This is a genomic window from Pseudomonas sp. WC2401 (assembly GCF_041200115.1).
Lineage (GTDB): Bacteria > Pseudomonadota > Gammaproteobacteria > Pseudomonadales > Pseudomonadaceae > Aquipseudomonas > Aquipseudomonas fragi.
In genome coordinates this window covers 2,977,867-2,998,779 of the sequence record NZ_CP165623.1, presented here as the reverse complement: position 1 = coordinate 2,998,779, position 20,913 = coordinate 2,977,867, and the positions used below count along the sequence as shown (strand labels likewise).

19 protein-coding genes and 1 riboswitch are annotated in these 20,913 nt (G+C 61.4%); of the genes, 9 read left to right on the top strand and 10 right to left on the bottom strand.

The window, feature by feature from the left end; translation table 11 throughout:
* Positions 1-538: 538 nt before the first annotated feature.
* Positions 539-709: riboswitch (yybP-ykoY riboswitch) on the top strand.
* A gap of 6 nt (positions 710-715) precedes the next feature.
* The gene (gene mntP / locus AB3G35_RS13685; RefSeq protein WP_083369494.1) at positions 716-1,285 is read left to right on the top strand and encodes a manganese efflux pump MntP; all 570 of its coding nucleotides are present in this window, start codon (positions 716-718) and stop codon (positions 1,283-1,285) included.
* A gap of 45 nt (positions 1,286-1,330) precedes the next feature.
* Here mntP and AB3G35_RS13680 read toward each other — a convergent pair whose 3' ends face one another.
* On the bottom strand, positions 1,331-2,515 hold the full coding sequence (locus AB3G35_RS13680) for a sugar transporter (protein WP_016780702.1): 1,185 nt from the start codon (positions 2,513-2,515) through the stop codon (positions 1,331-1,333).
* Positions 2,516-2,762: 247 nt separating this feature from the next.
* Between AB3G35_RS13680 and AB3G35_RS13675 the strand changes: the two genes are divergently transcribed.
* Entirely contained in the window at positions 2,763-3,983 is a 1,221-nt protein-coding gene (locus AB3G35_RS13675) for an MFS transporter (protein WP_086796749.1), read from the top strand.
* A 55-nt stretch (positions 3,984-4,038) separates the two neighbouring features.
* Here the strand turns inward: AB3G35_RS13675 and nikR are convergent, their stop codons facing one another.
* The gene (gene nikR / locus AB3G35_RS13670) at positions 4,039-4,446 is read right to left on the bottom strand and encodes a nickel-responsive transcriptional regulator NikR (protein WP_029611385.1); all 408 of its coding nucleotides are present in this window, start codon (positions 4,444-4,446) and stop codon (positions 4,039-4,041) included.
* Between the two features lie 90 nt (positions 4,447-4,536).
* Here nikR and nikA point away from each other — a divergent pair, with 90 nt between their 5' ends.
* From nikA to AB3G35_RS13645, 5 genes are read left to right on the top strand one after another with little or no spacing between them, the layout of a single operon-like run.
* On the top strand, positions 4,537-6,111 hold the full coding sequence (nikA, locus tag AB3G35_RS13665) for a nickel ABC transporter substrate-binding protein (protein ID WP_369781619.1): 1,575 nt from the start codon (positions 4,537-4,539) through the stop codon (positions 6,109-6,111).
* Between the two features lie 3 nt (positions 6,112-6,114).
* Positions 6,115-7,056, top strand: a complete 942-nt coding sequence (nikB, locus tag AB3G35_RS13660) for a nickel ABC transporter permease subunit NikB (protein ID WP_016780698.1) — start codon at positions 6,115-6,117, stop codon at positions 7,054-7,056.
* Positions 7,053-7,898, top strand: coding sequence for a nickel ABC transporter permease subunit NikC (gene nikC, locus AB3G35_RS13655; protein WP_016780697.1), 846 nt, complete (start codon positions 7,053-7,055; stop codon positions 7,896-7,898). Before nikB ends, nikC begins: the two co-directional genes overlap by 4 nt.
* Positions 7,895-8,668: an ATP-binding cassette domain-containing protein gene (locus tag AB3G35_RS13650; protein ID WP_369781618.1), complete on the top strand. Its 774-nt coding sequence runs from the start codon at positions 7,895-7,897 to the stop codon at positions 8,666-8,668. Before nikC ends, AB3G35_RS13650 begins: the two co-directional genes overlap by 4 nt.
* A complete protein-coding gene (locus AB3G35_RS13645) occupies positions 8,665-9,450 on the top strand; it encodes an ATP-binding cassette domain-containing protein (RefSeq protein WP_169911401.1) in 786 nt (261 codons plus the stop codon). Before AB3G35_RS13650 ends, AB3G35_RS13645 begins: the two co-directional genes overlap by 4 nt.
* Before the next feature lie 177 nt (positions 9,451-9,627).
* Here the strand turns inward: AB3G35_RS13645 and AB3G35_RS13640 are convergent, their stop codons facing one another.
* Positions 9,628-10,722: a polyamine ABC transporter substrate-binding protein gene (locus tag AB3G35_RS13640; RefSeq protein ID WP_369781617.1), complete on the bottom strand. Its 1,095-nt coding sequence runs from the start codon at positions 10,720-10,722 to the stop codon at positions 9,628-9,630.
* Positions 10,719-11,543 carry a carbon-nitrogen hydrolase family protein gene (locus AB3G35_RS13635; protein WP_315249532.1) on the bottom strand — a complete coding sequence of 275 codons (825 nt, stop codon included), beginning with the start codon at positions 11,541-11,543 and terminating at the stop codon, positions 10,719-10,721. Before AB3G35_RS13635 ends, AB3G35_RS13640 begins: the two co-directional genes overlap by 4 nt.
* Before the next feature lie 93 nt (positions 11,544-11,636).
* Between AB3G35_RS13635 and AB3G35_RS13630 the strand changes: the two genes are divergently transcribed.
* On the top strand, positions 11,637-12,419 hold the full coding sequence (locus tag AB3G35_RS13630; protein ID WP_106117397.1) for a helix-turn-helix transcriptional regulator: 783 nt from the start codon (positions 11,637-11,639) through the stop codon (positions 12,417-12,419).
* Between the two features lie 103 nt (positions 12,420-12,522).
* Entirely contained in the window at positions 12,523-14,262 is a 1,740-nt protein-coding gene (locus AB3G35_RS13625; protein ID WP_106117398.1) for a dipeptidase, read from the top strand.
* 175 nt (positions 14,263-14,437) lie between these two features.
* Here AB3G35_RS13625 and AB3G35_RS13620 read toward each other — a convergent pair whose 3' ends face one another.
* The 6 genes from AB3G35_RS13620 to AB3G35_RS13595 form a co-directional block, all read right to left on the bottom strand.
* The gene (locus AB3G35_RS13620) at positions 14,438-15,538 is read right to left on the bottom strand and encodes a P1 family peptidase (protein ID WP_369781616.1); all 1,101 of its coding nucleotides are present in this window, start codon (positions 15,536-15,538) and stop codon (positions 14,438-14,440) included.
* An 89-nt stretch (positions 15,539-15,627) separates the two neighbouring features.
* Entirely contained in the window at positions 15,628-16,728 is a 1,101-nt protein-coding gene (locus tag AB3G35_RS13615; RefSeq protein WP_088377240.1) for a polyamine ABC transporter substrate-binding protein, read from the bottom strand.
* 163 nt (positions 16,729-16,891) lie between these two features.
* Positions 16,892-18,316, bottom strand: coding sequence for an FAD/NAD(P)-binding protein (locus AB3G35_RS13610; protein WP_369781615.1), 1,425 nt, complete (start codon positions 18,314-18,316; stop codon positions 16,892-16,894).
* A gap of 85 nt (positions 18,317-18,401) precedes the next feature.
* Positions 18,402-19,319: a catechol 1,2-dioxygenase gene (catA, locus tag AB3G35_RS13605; RefSeq protein WP_369781614.1), complete on the bottom strand. Its 918-nt coding sequence runs from the start codon at positions 19,317-19,319 to the stop codon at positions 18,402-18,404.
* A 42-nt stretch (positions 19,320-19,361) separates the two neighbouring features.
* Positions 19,362-19,652 carry a muconolactone Delta-isomerase gene (gene catC, locus AB3G35_RS13600; RefSeq protein ID WP_016780686.1) on the bottom strand — a complete coding sequence of 97 codons (291 nt, stop codon included), beginning with the start codon at positions 19,650-19,652 and terminating at the stop codon, positions 19,362-19,364.
* A 135-nt stretch (positions 19,653-19,787) separates the two neighbouring features.
* The gene (locus AB3G35_RS13595) at positions 19,788-20,906 is read right to left on the bottom strand and encodes a muconate cycloisomerase family protein (RefSeq protein WP_369781613.1); all 1,119 of its coding nucleotides are present in this window, start codon (positions 20,904-20,906) and stop codon (positions 19,788-19,790) included.
* Positions 20,907-20,913 lie beyond the last annotated feature (7 nt).

Here is a 20,913-nt window from a genome sequence, read left to right as displayed (position 1 = left end):
CAGGCAAGCCAGCTCCCACAGATTATGCATGACCAGCAGAATTCACGGCTTGCAGGATCATTGTGGGAGCGGGCTTGCTCGCGATGGCATCGCCGCGCAATACCTGACAGACCGCGTCGCTTGCATCGCAGGCAAGCCAGCTCCCACAGGTTATGCATGGCCAGCAGAATTCACGGCTTGCAGGATCATTGTGGGAGCGGGCTTGCCCGCGATGGCATCGCCGCGCAATACCTGACAGACCGCGTCGCTTGCATCGCAGGCAAGCCAGCTCCCACAGGTTATGCATGGCCAGCAGAATTCACGGCTTGCAGGATCATTGTGGGAGCGGGCTTGCTCGCGATGGCATCGCTGCGGTGTACCTGCCAGACCGTGTTGTCTGCGTCGCAGGCAAGCCAGCTCCCACCAGCGATGGGGTGCGCTCACCCTTTGGGGCCTCATGGTGGGCGTCAGCGGCTAGCGTTTTTGCGCAACCTTACAAACGAACAACCCAACACAAAATTTACCCTTTCACCCTTCCTGCACATTTTGCTGTTATCCTCAGCCCCTCTTTGGGGAGTAGCTGGCCGTCATGCAAGTGGCGGCGCTCTGGTCAACATTCTCGGCAACCTGCCGTGGCCACGGCATCCATCTGGATTTGCGAGACCAACGTCATACCTGTGCTGAAGTCGGGCGCGCAGTGCTATGTCGTTGTCTCAAGCCCGGCTGGATGACTCAATTGAACCCAATTGCCCTGATTCTCCTGGCATTCGCCATGTCCACCGACGCTTTTGCCGCCGCCATCGGCAAAGGCTCAAGCCTGCACAAACCCCGTTTTAGCGAAGCCCTGCGTACCGGCCTGATCTTCGGTGTGATCGAAGCCATCACCCCCGTGATCGGCTGGGCCATCGGCCAGGCAGCCAGCAGTTACGTTACCCAATGGGACCACTGGATCGCCTTCACCCTGCTGTTGGGCCTGGGCCTGTACATGATCTACAACGGGGTAAAACCCGATGAAGACGAACCCGAGGACAAACCCTCGCAACACTCGTTCTGGATTCTCGTGGTCACCGCCATCGCGACCAGCATCGACGCACTGGCGGTAGGCGTAGGCCTGGCCTTTGTCGACGTCAATATCTTCGTCGCCGCAGCCGCCATCGGCCTGGCAACCATGACCATGGTGATTATCGGCACCATGCTGGGTCGCGCGCTGGGCAGCCTGGTCGGCAAGCGCGCAGAAATTGTCGGAGGGGTGGTGCTGATGATCGTGGGTGCCACGATCCTGTATGAACATCTGAGCGTTGCATGACACTGCCGGGGGGGGCCGGCCTTGCGCCAGCCCCCCCCGTTTTATTCAAGTCGTCGAGCCGCTGCGGTTGAGCCGCTGCATGGTCCAGGCAAACCACGCCAGGGCCAGCCCCGCCAGCGTCCCCCCCACCAGACCGATCCATGCAAAGCCCAGGTGGCTGCCAACCGTGCTGCCCAGCAGCGCTCCACCGCCGATGCCGATATTGTAAATACCGGAAAACATCGCCATTGCGACATCGGTCGCATCAGGGGCCAGTGTCAGCACCCGGGATTGCATCGCCAGCCCGAATGCCATGATCGCAACCCCCCAGACAATGCTCAGTGCCCCCAGGGTGCCAATCCAGCTACTGGCCGGCAACAACAGCAACAGGCACAGCGCAAGCAGGCCTACCGCCGTCAGCAGGAAAGCCAGCGGGCCGTACTTGTGAAACCAGCTGAAGCACAACGAACCGATAATCCCTGCACCGCCGAACAACAGCAAGACCAAGGTCACCGTGCTGCCGCTCATGCCCGCCACGTTTTGCACAAAGGGTTCTATATAGCTGTAAGCAGTGAATTGCGCAGTAATGACCAGCGCAGTCAGCACATACACCGCCACCAGCGCCGGGCGTTTGAACAGCACCGGCAGGCTTCTGAGCGAGCCCGAATTCTGGCTCGGCAACAACGGCAAGGTGCGCACCAGCCATAGCACCAGCAGCACCGCCAAACCGGCAATCACCAGGAAGGTGGTACGCCAGCCCATCGCCTCCCCGAGCAAACGCCCCAGGGGCACCCCCATCACCATCGCCAGCGAAGTACCGGTGGCCAGCAGGCCCAGCGCCTGAACCTGCTTGCCCTCCGGCGCCAGCCGCACTGCCAGCGAGGCGGTAATCGACCAGAACAGGGCGTGGGACAACGCTACCCCAATACGGCTAACCAACAGGACGCCAAAGCTGTTCGCCAGGCTCGATAACACATGGCTGACGATAAACAGCCCGAACAACACCAGCAGCAACTTGCGACGTTCGACGTTGCGCGTCACCAGCATGATCGGCAGGGAAGCCAGCGATACCACCCATGCATAAATGGTGAGCATCAACCCGACATTGGCCGTGGTCATGTCAAAGCTGGCACCGATGGCGCTGAGCAGCCCCACAGGCACGAACTCGGTGGTATTGAACACAAACGCGGCCAGTGCCAGCGCGATAACCGGCTGCCAGTTGGTCTGGGAGGTAGAAGTGGGGTTGGTCATTTAAGGGGGGCGCTACTCGCTATCGGTAATCTGACAGGTTCATGGCCGGGGGTTTCGAGCCAGAACCACATGGGTCTGTAGTTTATAGCCTTCTCGCGAGGCCGGTGGTGAACATCAGGCAATTTTCTGTACGGGTTTGTTTAGAACAGGCCCATCTCAGGATTCAAAGGTTTGCATCCTGAGTCTGCCGGGTTGTCTGCTATTAAGGTTCGACGCAAAACCATAATCGAACCTCAAGGAAGACCCCATGTCATCCCCCCAACCCGCTCAGGCCAAGGTTGTTTTCGGCCTGTTCTGCCTTGCCAGCTACCTGTTGTCACTGGCCTACGGCATTACGTTTTTATTGGCCATGCTGCTCAGCGCTCACGGCGGCACTGAATCGGATGCGGGTACGATCATCTCGGCGGCCATGCTCAGTACCTTTTTTGCGGTGGTTTTTGCCGGGCACCTGACTGACCGCTTTGGTGCGCCCCGCACCATCGCCGCCGGTGCGTTGCTGCTGGCTGCGGCCTGCGTGGGGTTCGCCTGCGTGCCAGACTATGGCGCGGCGGTGCTGGCCTTCGGTTTGCTGCTGGGGTTGGGCTGGGGGGTGTTTTACACCCTGGGGCCAATTGTCGTGGCCCTGCTGGTTGAGCCCGCGCAACGGGTCAAGTACTTCGCCTTGCTGTCGGGCAGCATGATGACCGGGATCGGCACAGGCCCTCTGCTCGGTCGTGTAGCACAGGGGTTGGGTTATCCGCTGGCGGCGGCATTTATGGTGGCGGCCGGCGCCAGCCTGCTGGGTGGCCTGTTGTTCTTGCTGCTTGGCCCGAAGATCAAGGGTCAGGGGCCGGTCACAGTGTGCAAGATCACGCCCCGGGCCGCCGCGCTGGTGCTGCGCTCCAAAGCGGTCTTTGCCATTGTGATGGTCGGGCTGGGTGGCGCGATTTTCGGGGGACTGTCAAGCTTTCAGACCTCGTATGCCGCACTTAATCAGCTGGATTATTCATTATTTTTCCTGGGCTTTATGACTGCAGCGATCTCCTGCCGCTTGCTGGTCGCAGGGTTTATCGTCAAGCGCGATCCATATCTGATGTCGTGCCTGCTGACGGCCCTGATCGTGGTGTCGGTGCTGATGCTGATGTTTTTTGTCAGCAGCGCTCTCACCTATCTGCTGGCTGCGGTGGTGCTTGGGGTCGGCTATGGCCTGACCTATTCGGTGATCAACGGGCTGGCCGCCAACGAAGCGCCCACTGGCTACACACCACAGGCACTGGTGCTGTTCAGCATGGGGTATTTTGTCGGGGTATTCGGTTTTCCGTGGCTGGCCGGACGGGTGATTGTCAGCTACGGGATGACAGCATCGCTGTGGATCATTCTGCTGATCGCCCTGGGCAACTGGGCGATTACCCTGGGGCGGCTGGTGTGGCGCCGCAGTCGGGGTTTGGCCGGGGCGTGTGCGGTGTCGTCAGGTTCGGGCGCGGTTTAACGACAATACCGTCACGCCTTCAACACGAGCCTGCCGCTGCCGCAGAGGCCTGGGCTCACTCAATATCCCCCAACGGAATGATCTGCGCACTGCCATGTCGCACTCCGCGTTCGGCCATCACCTGGCGCGTGAGTTGCGTGACCTCCGCCACCGATCCCTTGAGCACCGACACTTCCATGCACTTGCCCTCGTCCAGATGCACATGCAACGTCGACAGGGTCAGGTCATGGTGCTCATGAAACGCCGTGTTCAGGCGCTTGGACAGCTCCCGGGTGCCATGCTCATACACATAACTCAGGGTCGCAACACAAGCACTGGCGGGGTTGCCCTGCTCCGGCTCCAGCAGCCCGGCGCGCAATAAATCACGTATTGCCTCCGAACGCCCCTGGTAGCCGTGGCTGCCTACCCGCTCATCAATCGCTGCCAACAAGGCATCGTCCAGCGAAATAGTGACCCGTTGCATCTGATTGGCCTCGCAGTTATGAACTTTTGACATAGACTTCATACCCGACATCTGATGAGGCTAACCGCCATCAATTGAGGGAGACGCAGTGTGAAGCAGTCACGGACTAAAAAACAGCTGGCCTTGTGGATGATTGGCGCCTGCCTGAGTACAGGTATTTCCACGGCCCGGGCCGCCGAGCCGGCCCCCACGCTTACCTACTCCTGGCCGACCAACGCCGGCCCGCTCGACCCTCGTGGCTACTCGCCCAACCAGATGTATGCCCAGGCGATGGTCTATGAACCCCTGGTGCGTTACACCGCCCAAGGCACCCTGGAGCCCTGGCTCGCCACGCAATGGCAAGTGTCGCCCGACGGCAAGACCTACACCTTTACCCTGCGCGAAGGTGTGACCTTCAGTGATGGCAGCCCCTTCAACGCCAGCGCCGCCAAGGCCAACCTTGACGCGGTGCTCGCCAACAGCAAGCGCCATCAGTGGATGGAACTGGTTTCTACCCTGGAACGCGTCGAGGCACCGGACGAACACACCCTGGTGCTCACCCTCAAACACCCTTATTACCCGACCCTGATGGAACTGGCGCAGGTGCGTCCGCTGCGCTTTGCCGCTCCCGACGCCAAGCCCGGTGTGCCGGTGGGTACCGGGCCCTGGGTACTGACCCAAACCCGCCGTGGCGAGTTCGACCGTTTTGAGCGCAACGCGCACTACTGGGGCGCCAAACCGGGCTACGGTTCAGTACTGGTGAAAGTCATCTCCGACCCGGACAGCCGCGCCATCGCCTTGCAAACCGGCGAGATTGACCTGATCCAGGGTGCCGACGGCGAAATCTCCCCCGGCACCTTTGTGCGCCTGCGCGATTCGGGTTTCAAGACTGCCATTTCCGCACCCCTGGCCACCCGTACCGTGGCGATGAACACCGCTCTGGCACCGACCAATGAACTGGCCGTGCGCCAGGCGATTAATCAGGCCGTGGACAAGGACACCATCATCGCCAAGGTGCTGCACGGCCAGGAGCCGCGCGCCGATGCGCTGTTCGCCAACAACATGCCGTATGCCGACCTGGGCCTCAAGGCCCTGCCCTATGACCCTGAACAGGCGAAAAAAACCCTCGAAGCGGCGGGCTGGCAAATGCCTGCAGGCAAACGCGTTCGGGAAAAGGACGGCCAGCTGTTGAGCACCGAACTGGTGTTCCTGGGCCCCAGCGCCCTGCAAAAAAACCTCGCCGAAATCATTCAGGGCGAACTGGCCAAGGTCGGTATCGAGGTCAAGTTACGCGCCGAAGAGGACGGCGCTCTGGTGCAACGCCAGCGCGAGGGCAAGTTCGGCATGATCTTCGCCGACACCTGGGGCGCGCCGTATGACCCGCACTCGTTTGTCAGCTCCATGCGCTACGCCGGGCATGCCGATTACATGGCCCAGCGCGGACTGCCGATGAAGGACGCCATCGACCGGAAAATCGCCGAGGTACTGGGCGAAACCGATGAAGCCAAACGGGCCGACGATTACCGCGAAATTCTCACTACCCTGCACGATCAGGCGGTGTACCTGCCGATTTCCCACCTCACGGCCATCAGCGTCAACGGCAAGACCGTCGACAACGTGCAGTTCGGCAGCACGCTGTTTGACGTGCCGTTTGAAGTCATGCACCCAACCACCGGGAAGCCCTAAACCATGCTGCGCTATATCATCCTGCGGCTTGTGCTGCTGATCCCGGTGTTGCTGGGGGTGTCATTGATCGTCTTTGTGCTGCTGCACCTGGGCAACGGCGACCCGGCCCTGGACTACCTGCGCCTGTCGCAGATCCCGCCCACCGACGCCGCGCTGGCCGAGGCGCGCCATGCCCTGGGCCTGGACCGGCCGCTGCCAGAGCAATACCTCACCTGGCTGTGGAATGCCCTGCATCTGGACTTCGGCATCTCCTATATCACCGGGCGCCCGGTGCTCGATGACATCCTCTATTACCTGCCCGCGACCCTGCAACTGGGCGGACTGGCGTTACTCACCACGCTGGTGATGAGCATTCCCCTGGGCCTGGCGGCGGCCCGCTGGAAAGGTCGCTGGCCCGATCAGGTGGTGCGTTTCATCACCTTTATCGGCGTATCGATGCCTAATTTCTGGCTGGCTTTTTTACTGATCGCGCTGTTCTCGCTGTGGCTGGGCTGGCTGCCGCCGATGGGCCGTGGCGGCCCGCAGCATCTGCTGATGCCGGTGCTGGCGATTGCCCTGATGTCGATGTCGATCAACGCCCGCCTGCTGCGCGCCAGCCTGCTGGATGTACGTGAGCATCGACACGTGTTCTACGCCCGGGCCCGCGGCCTGAACGAAAAGCGTGTGTGGCGTGACCATATTCTGCGCAATGCCTGGATGCCGCTGGTGACCGCCACCGGCATGCACATCGGCGAGCTGCTCGGTGGCGCGCTGGTGATCGAAACCATTTTCGCCTGGCCCGGCGTTGGGCGTTTTGCGGTCAGTGCGGTGCTCAACCGCGACTTCCCGGTCATGCAATGCTTCACCCTGCTGCTGACCACCCTGCTGGTGCTGTGCAATCTGGTGGTGGACATCTGCTACGCATGGCTCGATCCGCGCACACGTTTCTCGGGGGTGATGGCATGAGCACCGTGGCTGCTGTTTACACAGGCAAAAAGAACGGCGCGCGCATCGGTTATGCGCTGGTCGCCCTGCTGCTGTTGATGGCGCTGTTCGGCCCCTGGCTGGCGCCTTACGACGCCACTCTGGTGAATCTCGACGAACGCCTGCTGCCCGCCAGTGCCAGCCACTGGCTGGGCACCGACCACCTGGGTCGCGACGTACTCTCGCGGCTGATTGTCGGCACGCAACTGTCACTGGGCAGCGTGGTGCTGGTACTGGGTCTGGTACTGGTACTGGGCGTGGTGATTGGCGGTATCGCCGGGATTGTCGGGGGCAAGGTCGACATGTTCCTGATGCGCCTGTGCGACATGTTCCTGACCTTCCCCACCCTGGTGCTGGCGTTCTTTCTGATCGCCTTGCTGGGCACCGGCCTGACCAACGTGATCATCGCCATCGCCCTGTCCCACTGGGCCTGGTATGCACGCATGGTGCGCGGCATGGTCCTGGCCCAGCGCAACCGTGACTATGTGCTGGCATCGCGACTGGCCGGTGCCTCGCGCCTGACCCGGCTGCGCCAGCATGTGATGCCCAACGTCGTGGGGCAACTGCTGGTGCTGGCGTCGATGGACATTGGCCACATGATGCTGCATGTCTCGGGCTTGTCCTTTCTGGGCCTGGGCGTCAGCCCTCCGACTCCCGAGTGGGGGGTGATGATCAACGATGCCAAGGAATTTATCTGGACCCAGCCGCAACTGCTGCTGTGGCCGGGCCTGATGATTTTTATCTCGGTGATGGCCTTCAACCTGCTGGGCGACGCCTTGCGCGACCGCCTTGACCCTAGCGTACTGGCGGAGATCAAGGAATGAAGCAGACATTGGTGATTCGCGGCCTGACCCTCAAGCACCGGCAACGCACCCTGGTCGACCGCGTTGAATTGACCCTCAAGGCCGGCCAGGTGCATGCGCTGGTCGGGGCCAGCGGTTCAGGCAAGTCGCTGACCAGCCTGGGCATCCTCGACCTGTTGCCCCCCGGCGTGCACAGCACTGGTGCCAGCCTGTTGCTGGACGGCCTGCCGGTGGCTGCTGCGCAATTGCGCGGGCGCCAAGTGGCGCTGGTGCTGCAAAACCCGCGCAGCGCCTTCAACCCGGTGCGTTCCCTGCGCCAGCACGCCCTCGAAACCCTCCACGCCCGCGGCCTGCACGGGGTCGAGGCCGAGCAACTGATCCAGGCCACGTTGCATGAAGTGGGCCTGCACGATGACCGGCGGGTACTGGACTCATTTGCCTTTCAATTGAGCGGCGGCATGCTGCAACGCATGATGATCGCCCTGGCCCTGCTCGCCGACAGCCGCTTCTTGCTGGCCGACGAACCCACCAGCGATCTGGATGTGGTCGCGCAGGCGCGCTTTCTCGACCTGCTGCAGCGGCTGGTGGAGCAGCGCAACCTTGGCGTGCTGTTGATCACCCATGACATGGGCGTGGTGGCACGCTGTGCCGATCAGGTCAGCGTCATGGCCCACGGCCAAATCGTCGAACAGGCCGATGTGCACCAGATGTTCAATGCCCCGCAAAGCCAGGAAGCGCGCACGCTGCTGGCGGCGCACCACTCATTGACAATGGAGAGCTGCGCGCCATGAGTTTTATTCAAGTACGAGACCTTGAGCACGGCTACAGCGCCGGCGGACTGTTCAGCAAACGGCATCGGGTGCAGGTGCTGAGCGGCTTGAACCTGGACCTGCACGAAGGTCAAAGCCTTGGCCTGCTGGGAGGCAGCGGCAGCGGCAAAAGCACCCTGGCGCGCCTGCTGATGGGCCTGGAAAGCGCCGACCGGGGCAGCATTGTATTCAAGGGTCAGCCGCCGTTTTTGCAGCGTGTGCAGATGGTCTTTCAAGATGCACTCAGCGCCTTCAACCCCCAGCGCAGCATTGGCTGGAGCATTGCCGAGCCTTTGCGCCATCTTTCAGACATGGACGCCGCGGCGTGCAGGGCGCGGGTTGAGCAATTGCTCCAGCAAGTCCAGCTTGAGGCCCGTGACATCGACAAGCTCCCGGCACAACTGAGCGGCGGGCAACTGCAGCGCGCCGGTATTGCCCGGGCCATGGCGATCGGCCCGCAATTGATCATCCTCGACGAAGCCCTGTCCAACCTGGACCGGGTGCTGCAAGTGCAGATTCTGGATTTACTGGCGCAGGTACGGCGCGAGTCCGGCACCGGCTTTTTGCTGATCACCCATGACCTGAGCCTGGTGCAGCGATTTTGCCAGCGGGTGGTGGTATTGGCAGAGGGCAAGCTGGTGGAAGACCTGCCGGTCACAGCGCAAATGCGCTTTACCCACCCTGCAGCACGGACCTTGCAGGAGGCAGTGTTGCCGGCGATGCCGAGGGCCAGGACCGTTCGTGAGCCGCAGTTGCAGGCCTGAAGCCGCTGATCCCCGCCAACCGTAGCAGCTGCCGAAGGAACGAGGCTGCGTCCGATTGCGAAGCAATCGCAAAACCTGAACGCACGGTTTTCCTGCTAAATCGCGCATTCAGAATTTGCGACGACTTCGTCGTCGGACGCAGCCTCGTTCCTTCGGCAGCTGCTACGAGGGTTTGCTTCACGTTCCGCTTTTAACCTTGCTCCACACCCGCGTGCGCACCCGCTCAAGTTTCAGCGCCAGTGGCTCCAGCGGGAACAACGTTGCCATCACCTCTTTACCTGGGTAGATATCCGGGTTGTCGCGCAACGACTGGTCCATCAGGGGCCTGGCGTCCTGGTTCGCATTGGGATATTTGAGGTAGGTCGAAGTCTGGGCTATCACCTGCGGGCGCAGCATGTAGTCGATAAAGGCCAGCCCCTGTTGCGGGTTGGGCGCGTCGTTGAGCAATACCATGCTCTCAACCCAGATCGGCGCCCCTTCACGCGGGATGCTGTAGCGGATGTTGCGCCCATTGCCAGCCACCTGCGAGGCGGTTTTGGCGTCTTGCACCCCACCCGCCCAACCCACCACCACGCAAATGTTGCCATTGGCCAGGTCGGTAATGAACTTCGATGAGTCAAAATAGCGGATGTAAGGACGTAACGTCAGCAGCAACGCTTCGGCCTTGGCATAGTCCTGAGGTTGGTTGCTGTTGTACGGCAAGCCCAGGTAGTGCAAGGCGATGGGAATGATTTCACCGGGGGCATCGAGCATGGCCACGCCGCACTGGCTCAATTTGCTCAGGTTCTCGGGCTTGAAGATCAGGTCCCATGAATCCACCGGCGCATCCGGCCCAAGAATCGCCCTGACCTTGTCGACGTCATAACCCACCCCTGTAGTGCCCCACAAATACGGCACGGCATAGCGATTGCCGGGGTCATTGCTCTGCATCTTGGCGAGGATGGCGGGGTCCAGGTGTACGCGGTTGGGCAACTGCCCCGGATCGAGCTCCTTGAGCACCCCGGCCTTGATCAGGTTGGGTAGCAGGTCACCGGTGGCCACAACAACGTCATACCCGCTGCGACCGGCCATCAGCTTGCTTTGCATCACATCGCTATTGTCGAACACGTCGTACATCGAGCCTATGCCGGTTTCGGCCTGGAAGTTTTTCATCGTGTCCGATGCGATAAAGTCGTACCAGTTGTAGATATTCACCTGAGGCCCGGCGGCGTGAACCAGGCTGCAACCCAATAGCGCAGCCAGGGCAAGACCCATAGTGTTTTTAGTCTTCATTGGCTGGCTCCGATCAACAGTTCGCGACGCCCGTCCGGGTGCTCTGTCTGTTCGCCCGACAGCATCAATCGACGATCCTTGAGGTAATCGTAGTCACGCCGGGCAGCCTTGAGCTGACCCAGGTCCAGCTCTACAACATGGCGAACCTCATCGCGCCCTGCTTCAAACAGCACACGCCCGAACGGGTCGACCGCCATGCTGCCACCGGCAAACACCAGGCCGTCATCCCCCGCCCCGACACGATTGACCATCACCGCAAACAGCTGGTTTTCCTGGGCGCGGGCCATGATCGCAGTGCGATGCACCGGGCCGTAGGGGTCCATATTGCCGTTGGTGACGATGACTACTTCTGCCCCCAGTTGCGCCAGTGCGCGGCTGGTTTCCGGCAACTCGATGTCGTAGCAGATCAGCAGGCCAACCCGCACACCCCGCCAGAGCACGGTGGTAAAACGGTCGCCGGGGCTAAAGTCACTGCGCTCGCTTGGCCACAGATGGGTCTTGCGGTACTGCAGCGCAATACCCTCTGGAGTCACCAGTACCGAGGTGTTGTAGAACCTGCCTTGATGCACTTCGGCAAGCCCCACTACCGCCGCCACACCACGCTGACGCACGGCCTGCAACACAGTTTGCAGGGTCGCACCGTGCAAGGGCTCGGCCACCTGCGCCAGTTGCGCGCCGCCGACAAAACCGCTCAGATAGGTCTCCGGGAACACCAGCAAATCGGTATCGCCAGCGCAGGTGGCGATGGCATTCAGTGTGCGCGACAGGTTATAAGCGGTGTCGCCGTCACGGCCTGCCAGTTGCACCAATTCAATTTTCATCTCGGTTCCTTGCACGGTGGGATGAGCCGAGTATGGTGCGCGGTACCGCGCCAACAAATGACTTCGATGGGGTAACACCCGGTGGGTAGTGAGATGAATCTGACCTTGCAGGATGTGGCCTGGCACGACGCGATGGGCCGCGTGATCGAAACCCTCGACCGGCCTAATTTCTGGACTGCGCTGGTACGTTTGCTGGGCCGCTATATACCCGTGGACAACTGGGTGGTGCTGATCTACAGCGCCGGCAAGCCGCAGGTTCTGGCCGAGTCCCCCGGTGCAGACGGTGGCATGGATTCGTTGTTTCAGGACTATCTCAAAGGCCTGTACCTGCTCGACCCGTTCTATATTGCCAACCGCGAAGCACCACAGAGCGGGTTAGTCCGCCTGCAGGACGTGGCCCCGGAATGCTTTGAACAGACCGACTATTACCAGCGCTATTTCCGCGTCAATATCGTCACCGACGAGGTGCATATCAATGTGCAACTCGACAACCAACGCACCCTGAGCCTGTCACTGGGCAGCCAGTGCCGCTTCAGCCTGGAACAGGGCGCGCTGCTGGGGTTGGTACGGCCCTGGGTCGCAGCACTGATGCGTCAGCGCCTGATGTTTGAACGCGACCCCGGGGAGGCGCCGCAGCAGCCTGGCAACTGGCAAAGCCGCCTTGAAGCGGCTGCCGAGCAGCTGACCACGCCGCTGACCGCACGGGAAATGGAAGTCGCCCTGCTGCTGCTAAGTGGTTGTTCGAACAAGGAAATCGCCCGCAAACTGGTGATTTCCGCCGAGACCGTCAAGGTCCATCGCAAGCACATGTACGGCAAGTTGGGAATCAAGTCACAGTCCGAACTGTTCTCGTTGTTTTTACAGGCGCAGGAGTAAAAAGTACCTACCGTCGCACGTCCTCGCAGTGTAAGTTTGGAAATGTTTTGTTTCATTTATTGCATTTTTCTCTCCAACAACCTGTACAGGAATGCCCTGCAAAATGGACTTTTCACTTAAGCACCTGGCCGCTGCAACCATGATGATGGCCAGCCTTGCCGGGTTCAGCACTGCTGCCCACGCCACCATCACCCCGCAACAGAGCGCAGTGATCCTCAAGACTTTCAGCGACAGCAAAATCACTGACTTCCGGCAGTTTCTGGGGGCTTTGGGCAAGAGCGAGCTGGCGCAACAAGATAACCTCGGCTCGACCATCAGCGCCTTTATCGACAACAAGGCATTGAGCGCAGAGCAGCAGAACGAAATCTATCGCCTGCTGGGCCTGTATACCCGTCTCAAATATGGCAAGGCAGCCACTGAAACCCTGCGCGAACTGGTAGCCATCCCGACGGTAAACCTGGATGACGTGCCCCAGTACGAGAACCCGCAGTTCCTCAAGATCGCCGACAAGATCAAGGACCTCGCCAAGGCCTTCAACCTGAACTTTCGCAATATCGACAACCGCGTCTATGAAGTCTCCCTCGAAGGCAGTGGCGATGAAGTGGTCGGTATTCACGCCCACGCCGACGTCGTGCCGGTAACCCCGGAAAACTGGGTACTCAAGGACGGCACCAAGCTCGATCCGTTCAAGGTCACGCTGATCGGCGACCGCATGTACGGGCGCGGTACAGAGGATGACAAGAACGGCATCGTGGTGGCGATGTACGCCATGAAAGTCATCAAGGAAGAACAACTGCCACTGGCCAGGAACTTCAAGTTGCTGATCGACACCACCGAAGAAACCAGCGGTGATGCCATCCCTTATTACTTCGAACACAACCCGGTGCCCAATTACAACCTGGCGCTGGATGGCGGTTACCCGGTGGTGATCGCCGAGAAAGGCTACGGCACCGTTATGGCCAGCTTTGCCCGGCGCCCCGGTTCAGGCCAGGGTGCAGAAATCGTCTCGCTTACGGGCGGCATGGCAACCAACCAGATCCCGTCGACCTCGGTCGCCACCCTGGTCACCGCCCAGCCTGCTGAACTGGCGGCCAGCCTGAACAAGGCCGGGGCTGAATATGCCAAGCGCAATGGCGGCGATTTCGAGATCAATGCCAAGGTGGTGGGCAAGGATGTAGTGCTGACCGTGACCGGGGTTTCGGCTCATTCCTCGGAGCCCGAGTCGGGGGTCAACCCGGTGGCGCGGATGCTCGATTTTATCAGCAGCGTTGACGGCCAGATTGCCCTCAAGCACAACCACATTACCGATGCTGCGCACTATGCGGCCGACAACTGGGGCCTGGACTACAAGGGTGGCAAGCTGGGTGTCGGTTTTGCCGATGAGTTCATGGGGCCGCTGACCACTTCGCTGACGTTTGTGGGGCTGGACGACAAGGCGCTCAAATTGGCGGTCAACCTGCGCGTGCCCAAGGGCAAGTCGCCTGAAGCACTGAAAGCGCAAATTGCCGAAAAGCTGGCGGCCTGGAGCAAGAGCAAGCAGGTGCCGGTGACCTTTGACTACACCATCGCCGAGCCGATGTACCGCAACCCCGAGGGTGAGTGGGTCAAGGCGCTGCTGGCGGTGGCCAGTGAAAACCTGGGCATGGAACACAAGTTCGGCACTTCGGCGGGGGCAACCTCGGTGCATGAACTGCCCAATGGTGTGCAATTTGGCCTGGCCATGCCGGATGTTAAATACACCGGGCATACCGACAACGAGTTCAAGACGGTCGAGCAGTTTATGCTGGACCTGCAGATCGTCACCGAGATGATGGCTCGGGTAGGGCAGTTGCCGAAACTGTAAGGGCAAATACCCGTAGCAGCTGCCGCAGGAACGAGGCTGCGTTCGGCGGCGCAGCCGTCGTAAAATCAGACAATGCGGTGTGCCAGTTAGAACGGGTACACCGGGTTTACGACGGCTGCGCCGCCGAACGCAGCCTTCGTTCCTCGGCAACTGCTACGCAAGGTTGAATCAGCCCTCAGGGGGTTTTCCAGCCCACCTGCTGCAACGCCGCCAGCAAACGCTCAGGCTTGAGCGCCAGCACAGTGTTGCCGCAGCCCGTCAGGTCATCGGCGCCGAGCATGGCATTGAGTATCGCCTCCTCTACCGCATCCGCCGCCGCCACAAACAGCGGCGAGATGTAGTCGTTGTTGACCATCTTCAAGGCCGTGGTCGGCTCACCCGGATGGCCGAAGTTGGCTGCCGGCAAGTTGCTGTTACCCACCGCAAAGGCAATAAAAATATCGCCGCTGGAGTCTTCAGTTCCGCCCCCCACTCGCGCCAGCCCGACACTGGCACGCTGCGCCAGACGGGTACACTGGTGCGGCAACAACGGCGCATCGGTAGCAATGGTAATCACGATCGACCCCATGCCCGGCACCCCCACCTTTTTCTCGCTTTTAAACGGTGACGGCACGTCACCCAACACCGTACCCACCGGGTACCCCCCCACCCGCAAGGCTTCCCGCACCCCATAGTTGGCCTGCACCAACACACCGACGGTCCAGCCACCCTGCTCCGGGCTCAGCACCCGCGAGGAAGTGCCGATACCGCCCTTGAACTCGTGACAGATCATCCCCGTGCCACCGCCCACATTACCCTCCTGCACCGGGCCTGACCTGGCATCCTGCAGCGCCAGTTGCACATGCTCGGCCGTGACGTGCTGGCCCCAGATATCGTTCAGGGTACCGTCGTAGGTTTCCAGCACCACGGGCATGCACCAGTAGGTGTGCTGCTTGCCCATCTCGCGCTCGGCCGCCACCAGCGCATCGCGCACCACGCCGACGCTGTGGGTATTGGTATAGGCAATCGGTGAGGTCAGCAAACCTGCTTCGCGAATCCACTCCAGCCCCGTGGCATCGCCGTTGCCATTGAGCACATGCACGCCGGCAAAGCACGGTTGCAGGTGTGTGGCTCCAGCACGCGGTTCAATCACGGTGACACCGGAATGGATGGAAACGTCGCCGGTTTCCAGGTTGAGCGTGTGATGACCTACTCGCACACCCGGCACGTCGGTAATGGCGTTGAACACGCCGGGGGTGCCCGAACCGATGGTGATACCAAGCTCACGGATACGCATGGTGCTGTTCTCGTCGTTCGATTAAGTACGGCCAGTGTAGAAACCTGGCCGGCGCTTGACGATAACCCCCATGCACTACCCCCGAGGGGTTACTTGTCCGACTTGATACTGGTCCACACCCGCGTGCGCACGCGTTCCATTTTTTGCGGCAGCGGCTGCACCACATACAAGGACTTGAGTGCCTCGCTGGTCGGGGTCAGGTTGGGGTTGGCGGTGATGTCCTGGTTGATCAGCGCCAGCGAGTCCTTGTTGGCATTGGGGTAGCCGAGAAAGTCGCTGATCCCGGCAATGACCTTGGGCTCCAGCAGGTGGTTGAGGAACTCGTGGGCCTCTTCGACATTTTTCGCGCTTTTGGGGATGGCGAAGGTGTCAAACCAGATCGGCGCGCCCTCCTTGGGCAAGCGCCAGTCCACCACCACGCCGTTACCCGACTCTTTGGCGCGGTTGCCAAACTGGTAGAAGCTGCCCGAATAACCAATGGCCACGCAGATGTCGCCATTGGCGATATCGGTCATGTACTTGGCGGAGTTGAAGTAAGTCACATAGGGGCGGATCTTGAGCATCAGCGCCTTGGCTTTCTCGTAATCGGCCGGGTTCTGGCTGTTGGGGTCCAGGCCCAGATAGTGCAACGCCAACGGCAGGATTTCCGAAGGCGAATCGAGCATCGCCACGCCGCAGGATTTCAGCTTGGCCATGTTCTCGGGCTTGAACACCAGGTCCCAGCTGTCCACCGGGGCATTTTCCCCCAGCGCCGCCTTGACCTTGGCCGGGTTGAAGCCGATCAGCACGGTGCCGTACATGTAGGGCACGGCGTACTGGTTACCGGGGTCGTTGGTGTCCAGCAGCTTGAGCAGGGCCGGGTCCTGGTGCTGCCAGTTGGGCAGCTTGCTCTTGTCCAGCTTCTGGAACACCCCGGCCTTGATCTGGGTATCGAGGAACTGGTTGGACGGCACTACCAAGTCATAGCCGGAGTTACCGGTCAACAGTTTGGCTTCCAGGGCTTCGTTGGTGTCGAAAGAGTCCCAGGTGACCTTGATGCCGGTCTGTTTGGCGAAGTCCTTGGGCACGGACGGCAGGATGTAATCGGCCCAGTTATAGACCCGCAACTCGCGTTGCTCGGCATGTGCGGCGCTGGCCAGCAGGGTCAGCCCGCAAACAGTGGCGCCCATCAAGCGTTTTATCGTGTGCATGGATCGGTTCCCCGGGTCGGCGTAGGTGAGTTTGATTCTTGCCGACACCGGGGGACGATCACAGAGGGAGGCAGGCCAAAAGGGGATTTTGATGGCCATTGTGCGTGTCCGGTTCTATGTCCGGACGATACCCTGGATCAGTTGTGGGAGGATCAGGGGTTATTCACACAGCAGACTGCAGCCGCTGCGCCAGCGCCTTGGCTTGTAACGCGACATCCGTGACTGCGGTACTTTCCCACCACATGCCACGCAACGGTGGCCCCATCGCAAACAGCCGCTGCGCGGGCTGCAACTGTGCATTCAGCACCGCGCCGTCAGCATCGGCAGCAATGCCCAGCCCCAGGTTGCCGGGCACTACCAGCCCGCGCTGCAGCAATTGCCGGGGCAAGGCCTTGTCCACGCGGCGCCAGTCGTATTCGATACCCGTTGAGTTGATCAGGCCGTCGCCCTGCACCCACACCGCTTCGGTCTGCCCGCGATAACGCAGGCGAATACGCAGCTGCGAGCTGTCCACGCCTTGCAGCGACGCCGCATGGATCGTCAGCCGTCCTGCTTCCAGCAACCGTTGCAGCAAGGCATTGCCCTGGGGCGGTGAGCGATGGTGATGGCTTTCCCACCAGGGCCGCACATGGCGCACAAACTGGCGACGCTGGGCATCGCTGGCCTGGCTCCAGAGCCTGGCGATATGCACCCGCACCGTGTCCAGCGGCGCCTGCCAGTCGATGCCCCGGGCTTGCGCCAGGGCACATTGGCGACGCAGTTCACGCAATAACTGCAAAGGGCTGCGCACGCCCGGCGCCAGGCTCAGGAAATCTTCCCAGACCGGCGGCTGACGGCGCACATGGGGCAACAGGCCGTGACGGGAAAACACCTCGATCGGCCCCCGATGCCCGGCCTGGTTCAGCGACTCAAGGGCATCGACCATGGTCAGCCCCGAGCCGATGATCAGCACCCGGGCATCCACTGGCAATGCACGCATGGCTTCGACATTCCACGGGTCCAGCGCGGCCGCATTCAAGCCGCTGGATTGACGCTGCGCCGTGCGCGCCGCCGGGAACATGCCGGTAGCCAATACCGCTGCGCCTGCCAGCAATACTTCGCCGCTCTTGAGCGTGACCCGCACGCCGTGTTCGAGGGTGTGTAAATCGACGGTTTCATCACGCACATGGATTAGGCTTGAGCCGTTCGCTTCACCGATGACCTGTGCTTCGGCCAGGCGCTGGCGGGCATACCGACCAAACAGCCCCCGCGGCGGGAACAGTTCGGCAACCGGCACCTGCTGGCTGGCGGACTCGGGCCAGCCACCCGCAGCGATATGCGCTTGCAGCCAGCGGGTCAGGTCGTCGGCATCATCGGGGTCGACGCTCATGCGCGCGGCATTGCCGTTAAGGGTATGCCCCAGCTCGGTGGCGCTGTAGGCCTCGCCCCGGCCCAGTTCGGGGCGGGGTTCCACCACCGTGATGCGCCGGTCACCCGGCAAGCGCAGCAGTTGCATGGCCAGCAAGGCGCCGCTCAGGCCACCGCCCACAATCAGGACATCAGTGTCGCGGATGGCAGGGGTTGCCTGTGCCATGTGCGGTTCATTCATGGAGGGCTCTCTCGTACTTGGGTGCAGGATCGACCGCTGATCCTGCATCCAGCTCCCCACTGTGTCCAGCCCCGCAGCGATTGACTTATTGCAGCGCCCGCGGGCGGTGGCTGCGCTGTTCGGCAGCAGGCGCGACGGCCTGTTGCAACTGGAAGTCAAACGTCAACTCGGCATAACGCCCCGCAACATCACGGGCACCGTCGTCGCGAAACTGCACGTCGCCCACCAGGCCTTCGCGGGTGGCATAGGCAAAGTCGTCCCACAGGTATTTGTCCCCGGACAGGTTGATCTGGGTGGTCAGGTGACGGTAACCGGGGGCCGAGATAAAGAAATGCACATGGGCCGGACGCTGGCCGTGACGACCCAGTTGATCGAGGCATTCCTGGGTCGGCCCCTGCGGGTCGCAGCCATAGCCCGAGGGCACGATGCTGCGGGCGCGGTAGCGGCCTTCGGCGTCGGTGATAATGCGCCGGCGCAGGTTGTATTCGGACTGGCTCTGGTCGAAGAACGAATAGGTGCCCTTGGTGTTGGCGTGCCACAGATCGACCGTGGCCCCGGCCAGCGGCTGGCCTTGAGTGTCGAACACCTGGCCTTCGAGAAACATCACGGTGGCACCCTCTTCGCGGCCATCGTCCATCCGCGCCTGGCCTTCAAACACCGGGGCCCCGGTTACATACAGCGGGCCTTCGATGGTGCGCGGGGTGCCGCCAGTCTGGCCGGCCTGCTCGTCCTTGGCGTCTTGCAACAGGTCGATAAAATGTTCGATGCCCAACCCGGCCACCAACAGCCCGGCTTCCGAGCGAGCGCCCAGACGGTTGAGATAATCCACCGACTTCCAGAACTCATCCTCGCTGATGTCGAGGTCTTCGATGATTTTGGCACTGTCCTGCAAGACCCGCAGGATGATGCTTTTCAGGCGCGGGTTGCCGTTGTCGCTGGTAAAGCCGGCGGCTTCTTTGAAGAAGCTCTGGACGGCAGCGGTATGGGAAATTTTCACGGTCATGGGGCTCACCTCATCTTGTTCTTGTGCAAGGGATAGAAAGCGTTAACGGTCGTCGCTGTGGATCGAAGACGGATGACGGCACAGCCCTTCGATCTGGATATCCATGTAGGGGAAAAGCGGCAATTGCAGCAGGGTGTCGTGCAGGGCCTCGACACTGGCCACGTCAAATACGCTGTAGTTGGCGTAATGCCCGGCAATGCGCCATAGGTGGCGCCACTTGCCTTCCTGTTGCAGGCGTTGGGCCAGTTCCTTTTCGTCGGCCTTGAGCTGCGCGGCCTTGGCCGGGTCCATGTCGAGGGGCAGGTTGACGGTCATTTTTACGTGGAAAAGCATGGGGCTCTCCTTAAAGAAATAGGGGAAGGGTCTGTGGGAGCGGGCTTGCTCGCGATAGCATCAGCGCAGTTGGCCTGATGCACCGAGTTGTCTGCATCGCGAGCAAGCCCGCTCCCACAGGGGTTTTTCAGCGTGTCAGCGGCTGAAACGGGCCAGACGCTCTTCGTCCAGGCTCAGGCCCAGACCCGGCGTGCGCGGAATATGCAGCTCAAAATCCCGGTATTGCGGCGCCTCGGTCACGATGTCTTCGGTCAGCAGCAGCGGCCCGAACAGCTCGGTACCCCAGGTCAGTTGCTTGAGGGTGAGGAAGGCATGGGCCGACGCCAGGGTGCCCACCGAGCCTTCAAGCATGGTGCCGCCGTACAGGGCGATACCCGCCGCCTCGGCAATCTGCGCCGTGCGCAACACCGCACGGGGACCGCCGTTTTTGGCGATCTTGAGGGCAAACACGCTGGCTGCACCGTCCGCCGCCAGGCTGAAGGCGTCCTCCACGCTTTCGATGGACTCGTCAGCCATGATCGGCGCCGGGCTGCGCAGGTTCAGGCGCACCTGCCCGGAGCGGTTGACCCGGGAAATCGGCTGTTCGATCAGGTCAATACCGTTGTCACCCAGCACCTGGCAACCGCGGATGGCCTGGGATTCGTCCCAGTACTGGTTGACGTCCACCCGCACACTGGCGCGATCGCCCAGGGCCTTCTTGATCGCCAGCACATGCTTGAGGTCCTGTTCCAGCGGGTTGGCACCGATCTTCAACTTGAAGATGCGATGGCGACGCCTGTCGAGCATCTGCTCGGCTTCGGCAATGTCGCGGCCGGTGTCGCCGCTGGCCAGGGTCCAGGCCACTTCCAGGCTGTCGCGCACTCGCCCGCCCAGCAACTCGCTGACCGGCAGGCCCAGGCGCTTGCCCTGGGCGTCCAGCAGCGCGGTTTCGATACCGGATTTGGCAAAGGTATTGCCCTTGGCAATCCTGTCCAGGCTTTGCATGGCGGCGTTGATATTGGCCGCCGGCTGGCCCACCAGCATCGGCGCCAGATGCGCATCGATATTGGCCTTGATGCTTTCCGGGCTTTCGTAGCCATACGCGAGACCGCCAATGGTGGTGGCTTCGCCGATGCCTTCGATACCGTCGCTGCACCGCAGGCGCACAATCACCAGGGTCTGCTTGCGCATGGTGTGCATCGCCAGGGTGTGCGGGCGGATGGTCGGCAGGTCGACGATCTGGGTGGTCAGGCTTTCAATCAGGATTGGGTTCATGGCAATT